This window comes from Mesorhizobium sp. M7A.F.Ca.CA.002.05.1.1, from assembly GCF_003998335.1.
Classification (GTDB): domain Bacteria; phylum Pseudomonadota; class Alphaproteobacteria; order Rhizobiales; family Rhizobiaceae; genus Mesorhizobium.
The window spans coordinates 1-6,101 of record NZ_RZQI01000322.1 but is presented as its reverse complement, the minus strand read 5'-3'; the positions used below and the strand labels follow the sequence as shown (position 1 = coordinate 6,101).

General features: G+C 61.7%; 7 protein-coding genes. All 7 read right to left on the bottom strand.

Annotated elements, in window-relative coordinates; all coding sequences use genetic code 11:
- Positions 1 to 210 precede the first annotated feature (210 nt).
- Positions 211 to 1,257 carry an ABC transporter permease gene (locus EN939_RS17420; protein WP_127386678.1) on the bottom strand — a complete coding sequence of 349 codons (1,047 nt, stop codon included), beginning with the start codon at positions 1,255 to 1,257 and terminating at the stop codon, positions 211 to 213.
- Between the two features lie 42 nt (positions 1,258 to 1,299).
- The gene (locus tag EN939_RS17415) at positions 1,300 to 2,187 is read right to left on the bottom strand and encodes an N-acyl homoserine lactonase family protein (protein WP_127269013.1); all 888 of its coding nucleotides are present in this window, start codon (positions 2,185 to 2,187) and stop codon (positions 1,300 to 1,302) included.
- A gap of 25 nt (positions 2,188 to 2,212) precedes the next feature.
- Positions 2,213 to 2,668 (bottom strand): hypothetical protein, encoded by a 456-nt coding sequence (locus tag EN939_RS17410; RefSeq protein WP_127269012.1) that lies wholly within the window; start codon positions 2,666 to 2,668, stop codon positions 2,213 to 2,215.
- A 223-nt stretch (positions 2,669 to 2,891) separates the two neighbouring features.
- Positions 2,892 to 3,641 (bottom strand): SDR family NAD(P)-dependent oxidoreductase, encoded by a 750-nt coding sequence (locus EN939_RS17405; RefSeq protein WP_127269015.1) that lies wholly within the window; start codon positions 3,639 to 3,641, stop codon positions 2,892 to 2,894.
- A 23-nt stretch (positions 3,642 to 3,664) separates the two neighbouring features.
- Positions 3,665 to 4,579: an NAD(P)-dependent oxidoreductase gene (locus EN939_RS17400; protein ID WP_127269011.1), complete on the bottom strand. Its 915-nt coding sequence runs from the start codon at positions 4,577 to 4,579 to the stop codon at positions 3,665 to 3,667.
- Complete coding sequence (locus tag EN939_RS17395) at positions 4,569 to 5,492, bottom strand: NAD(P)-dependent oxidoreductase (RefSeq protein WP_164751045.1); 924 nt, start codon at positions 5,490 to 5,492, stop codon at positions 4,569 to 4,571. Before EN939_RS17395 ends, EN939_RS17400 begins: the two co-directional genes overlap by 11 nt.
- On the bottom strand, positions 5,479 to 6,101 hold a 623-nt coding region (locus tag EN939_RS17390; RefSeq protein WP_127269009.1), incomplete at its 5' end, for an amidohydrolase family protein. The genes EN939_RS17390 and EN939_RS17395, both read right to left, overlap by 14 nt.

Here is a 6,101-nt window from a genome sequence, read left to right as displayed (position 1 = left end):
GCGATGCCCTTGCACCAATCCGCGGCGCCGGCTTGTGTGATCGACAGCGGTGAGACAGTTGCAAAGGCCGACAGGGCGAGCGCGGCGCCCGATATCGCGTTTAATCCAAGATAAGACTTCATCATTTCCTCCCAACGAAGTTTGGTTGCTGTTCTCCAACCTGCCCGTGATGGACAGCGTTGAAACTGTTTATTCCCTTGGCCGCCGACATCATGCGGTCGACCTGTTCCTCAAGCTGATTGCCCGCCTGAGATTGCGAAAATTCAGACCATAGATGCCGACCCCAACCAGGATCGCGGCACCTTGGAAAAGGTATTGAACGCCGATGCTGGCGCCCGTCGTCAGCACCAATTGTTGCAGCTGTGTGAGAAAGAGGGCGGCGATCACGGTTGCCGCCAAATTGCCCTTGCCGCCAAACAGCGAGGTTCCACCCAGAACCGTCGCGGCGATCGACGGCATCAGGTAGTTGTCGCCCTGCTGCGGACTTGGCAGCTGCATAAGGCCGCCGAGCAGAATGCCGCCTGCCGCATAAAACAGGCTCGCACCCACATACGCGGCGATCTGGTAGCGGTCAGCGACGATACCTGCCGCGCGTGCGGCCCTGATGTTTGCGCCGACAGCCTCGAAATTGCGCCCGAAGGTCGTCGCCTTGACGACGAAAATGACGACGATAGCCATCGCTACTGCCAAATAGGCGAGCTGCGTGATGCCAAAGATCTTACCGTTGGCGAACGCTGCTATCGACCCGGGCACAGACACCGGTGTGCCGCCTGAAATCTTGACGTTCAGGCCGTAGAGCAGCGCGTTCATGCCGATCGTGGCAACGATGGGCGCAACACGAACCTTGCTGACGAGCAGGCCGCTGATCAGCCCCGCTACCGCCGCAGCGGCGAAAGCGTAGAAGAGGGCCAGGGCAACACTGCCCTCGGCATCGGGTTGGCTCTCCGCGAAGTAGCAGACGATGACAGCGCTGAGCGAAACCATCCCCGGCACGGACAGATCGATGCCGCCCTGCTGGATGACCATCGTTTGGCCCAGGCTGATGAGGGCCAGGATGGCGGCAAAGGGCAGCATTCCGCTCATCGCGCCGGTGCCAAGACTTTGCGGGGCGATCAGGCCGCCGAAGACGAACAGGACCAGCGTTGCCGCCGCGATACCCGCGGTCGGCCCGCCAGCTGAGGCAAACCAACTGCTCGGTCCGGATGCACCTTCTCCTAAGGCCGTGACCGGCTTCGGCTTGTCTGAAAGCTTTTCCACGTGTCTTGTCCTTCTGCGGATTCGCGGCATCGAACTTGTCCGTTAAAGCAGTGCGGATCTTGCTCCGCTGGCCAGACAGATTTCGCTGATCCGCAGCTTCTGGCTGGAGAGCCGGGACGGGAATGTCTGTTCGAGCCGCGACTCGTGAACGGGTATGACCCGTCGAGACTCATGGCCGACCTGTTTCATCATGGCTTCGGTGGCCATGATCAGATTGATCTGGCTGCCGGTGGCCAGGCCGACCGGGAGATACATGTCGTCGATCTTGAGCTGTTCGGAGGCGCCGTTCAGGTTCTCGAACTGGTAAACAAGATCACCGGCAAGCACCCAGGTGTCCTGGGAATCCGTCTTGCCATCATTGCGCACCGTCACCCACATGCATGCGAAGGTATGGCTGTCATAGGCGACGTGAAGATCGATGCCGGGGAAGACGTTTTCCATGGCACCATCGACCGCGATCAGGCGTTTGTCGCGCGCCAGCTGCACACCACGCAGGATATCCGCCGTATCGATGCCGGACAGGATCCAGCGCATGCGGTCCGGCAGCGACATCGCCCAGATCCATTCCTGCAGCTCCTTCTTCTGGACGTAGAAGGTGGCATTGGGAAATGCATCAACATTGCCGAAATGATCGAAATGCGCGTGCGTGATAAAGACCGCGTTGATGTCTTCCGGCGTCAATCCGATTTCGGCAAGAACCTCGCGCGGTCCGCGCCAGTTCTGGACATTGAACAGCATGCCAAGATAGTTCCCATAGTCGCGGTCGTTGTAACCGACGTCGACCATCGCGGCCCAACCGTCTCCCTTGATGACGGCGTAGCAGTAGGGCAGCTTGACATAGCCTTCATTGTGGGCGCCGTAGATGACGCCGCTCTTGTGGTATTCGGGCACGTAGCCGTACTCGAGGACGTAGATCGAATAGAGTGACACCGGTTTCCTCCCTTGATCCAGCCGGTTAATTTTTCGCGGGTCGGCAGTTGCAGCAGGCCGCCCTGAAATCCACGGGCGTCAGTCCGGCGGAAGGTTCCGAAACCATCCGCAGCGACCGCTGCGCGAAAAAAAGCGCGTCAACGACGGCATCGAGATCGGGACTTGCCGGATCAATGAGATCGGCAAGACGATCAAGCCGCGAGAGTATCCGGCCGAGAAGCACAAGCAGATCGGCTAGCGCGGCTTGGTGGCGGGCCGCTGTCGGCGGCGCCTTCACCGCACCCAGCCGGTCGGTTGCCTCGCGCAACTGCCTTGTCACCGACGCCAGCAAGAGATCGTTGCGGTTGCGGTCGAGGCTGTCGGTCTGGAGCAGAAGCAGGATTCCCGAAAGCTGGCTAACGCAACGCTTGGCGGCGTCATAGAGCGGGCGGGTGTCTGACAGGTAGGAGGCAACCGCTTCATCCTTGATCCCTGACTTCAACAAGGCATCTGGCTGGAACTCGCGGGGGGTGTCCCATATCGAACAGGCGGGACGATGCACGCTTTCGATCGCTGAAGAAGGCGCTGGAAATTCACGACGAAATGGTGGAAGCGCCGCCCCATGCGCAAGCGGAGCCTCGTCTTGTCCGGAATTGATCCTGAGCATGCGTCGCCTCCAATGTTTCGTCGTCGCATCGATCCGCAGGGCCGTGCGGACTGTCTTTTCAGTGCATGAATCGGCCGCCGTTGACGTCGAGAATGAGCCCCGTCACGTAGTCGGACAGGTCTGAGACCAGAAACAGGCAAGCTTTTGCGATATCGTCAGCCGTTCCGAGCCGGCCAAGCGGGATGTTCACGACGATGTCGCGCCGCTTGTCTTCGGTCAGCTTGTCGCCAAAGATGTCCGTGTCGATCGTGCCTGGGGCAATCGCGTTGACGCGGATATTGTGCTGCGCCAGTTCGCGCGCCATCGATTTGGTGAGGCTGTGGATGCCGCCCTTGGCTGCGGAATAATGCGGCCCGCCGAAAATGCCACCGCCGATCTGGGCCGCGATCGAGCCGATCGAAACGATCGCGCCGGTCCGTCGGTCGATCATCGAAGGCACGCTAGCCTGGGCCATGTTCAGGCTGCCCCGCAGGCTGGAATCGATGACCAGATCGAAATTCTCCTGGGTGATATCCATCAGCCGGTCGGGTTGGCTGATGCCGGCATTGTTGATCAGGATGTCGACATGTCCGAAGCGGGCCATGACGTCACCAACCGCCTTGCGGCAAAAAGCTGGATCCCGGACGTCGCAGACGACGCCGATGTGTTCGGGGCCGATGTCGCGCGCTGCATTCATGGCGGCTTCTTCGTCGAGGTCGAAGATTGCCACACGGCATCCCTGCGCGGCAAACCGCCGGGCCGTGGCCTTGCCAATGCCGCGCGGCGACGCCGCGCCTGTAATGATGGCGGTCTTGTCCTTCAGCATCACGGCGTAGTCCTCCCCATGTTCATTCATTCGGCAGCCTCGGCCGCGTCTTCGATTTCCACGCCCGCCCAACCCTCGATGAGGGCCGCGATGCGCGAGCAATCGGCATCGGCCATGCCTTGCGTCATGGCGAACTGCCAGAACTGGCGAACGTTGGCGCCGAGCCACATCGGCACGCCCATGCGCTCCGCTTCCTGCATGCAGAGCGTCACGTCCTTGTGCATCAGCTCGGTGCGAAAATTCTGGTCGTAGCGGCGTGTCACCACATGCTTTGGATAGGCGATCTCCGACACCCAGGACCGGCCGGAGCCGGCATTGATGATCCGGAACAGATCCTCGGGCTCGATGCCGCCCTTTTCGGCGAACGCCAGCGCCTCGCCGACGATCACCATGTTGGTTGCGGTGAGAAGATTATTGGCGAGCTTGAGGATCTGTGCCTTGCCCACTTCGGGGCCGAGATGAACAAAGGTCTTGGCAAATGTCGCCAGGAAAGGCCGTGCCCGTTCCAAGGTGTGCTCCGACCCCGAAGCCATGACCGCCAGCGTCTCGTTGCGGACGCCTATCGGTCCTCCGCTGACAGGCGCATCCAGCACCGATACGCCGCGCCCCGCCATCGCATCGCCGACCTTGCGCGCCATTGTCGGGCCGGTGGTCGAGAGGTCGATATAGTGCTTGATGCGTTTGCCATGGATAAGGCCTGCCTCGCCCAGCGCGACGGCCTCGACGATCGGCGCGTTTGGCAGGCTGACGAAGACCGTCTCGACCGCATTGGCGACCGCGGCGGCGCTGTCTTGCCGCTTTGCTCCCTGCGCGACAAGCACGTCGACGGCCGCAGCGTTGGTATCGAAGATGTGGACGTCGAGCTGGGCTGCTAGAGCCTTGCTGACCATGGGCATGCCCATTGCACCGAGACCGACGAATCCGTAAGAATTACTGGGCACGCGCGCTCTCCCCGATCGCTGTAAGATGTGACGGCGCGCCTTCGTAGAGGCGATAGATGCCGGTGCCGTCGATGTCGCCGTGGCCGGCGGTGATAAGCAGACGAAAGAGCTGGGCGGCTTGGCCGGACATTGGGGTTGCCGTGCCCGAACTACGGGCGAGCTCCTGCACCATGTCGAGGTCTTTCAGCAGCTGACGCGCATAGGCCCGCGGCGCGAAATCATGTGCGGCGATACGTGGATAGAGCTGTTGCATCAGAACGCCGTCGGCATGGCCGTATTTCACGCATTCGGGCAGCAGCGCAGCATCCATTCCTGCCGCTTCAGCGAGGCGCACGGCTTCGGCCAGAACAGCATAATTCGTGCCGACCACGAGCTGCGCGATCATCTTGGCAACCGAACCCATGCCTGTCTGTCCGACATGGGTGAACTGCCGGCCGACGTCCTGGATTAAGGAACGGATGCGTGCGATCGCCCAATCCGAGCCGCCGGCCATGATCGTCAGATTGCCTTCGCCTGCCGCCGAGGGACCACCCGAAACCGGAGCGTCGATCCATTCGCATCCCGTGGCCGCTTGGACGCGCCAACCGATGGACCGGCAGAAATCCGGCGACACGGTTGAGAAATCCACCACGATCTGCGGTGACAGCAGAGCATCCGACAGGCCCGCTTGGCCAAACACCACGGTTTCGACTGCCGCCTGCGACGGCAGGTTGAGGAGCACGAGATCCGCGTCCTCGACACAGTCTTTTGGCGACGCAGCGCCAACTGCACCCGAAGCCATAGCCGCAGCTTGCCGGCCGGCATCGGCGTCGAAGACTCGTAGCTTGTAGCCAAGCCCTGCAAGGCGCGCGGCCATGGGTCCGCCCATCAGGCCGACGCCGATATAGGCAAGGCGCGGCTTACCGGATGTCATAGAATTGGACCGCATTGTCGTGGAACAGGCGCTTTTGCGCTTCAGGTCCGAGATCCGCCGTGATCTCCTTGTAGCCACCAAAGATCTTATCGAGCGTGCCGCACACACTGTCGACCGGGAAATTGCTCCCGAACAGGCAGCGCTCGACGCCGTAAATCTCGATGATCGACCTCACGATGTCGCGGTTGTTGGCGACCGTCCAAGGCTGGCCAGGCAGGCCGATGCCGGAGATCTTCACTGCCACGTTGGGCCGCTTGGCGAATTCGATCATTGCCGCCTTCCAGCCGGCAATCCCCTCGGCACTGCGATCGGCCGGCAGCCCTGAATGCAGCAGGATGATCTGCGTCTGCGGGAAGCGGTCGGCGAGCGTGCACGCCTCGTGCAGATGCCACCATGGTGTCTGCAGATCGAACCGCAAACCATAGCTGGACAGCATGGCGAAACCTTCGACCCAATGCGGGTCGACCATGCTGCCTGGAGCGGCTGAGCCGGGCTTGGGATTGGATTTCGGCCTGTGACGCAGGCCGCGTACGAAGTCGAAACCGGCCAGCCGCTCCAGCACCCGGGCGCGGTCGTCCCGGTCGAGCCATGCCTGGCCGAGAGCGACGT

Coding starts and splice junctions, on each gene's coding strand:
- EN939_RS17395 (WP_164751045.1), bottom strand. CDS start 5,492: ATGACATCCGGTAAGCCGCGCCTTGCCTATATCGGCGTCGGCCTGATG.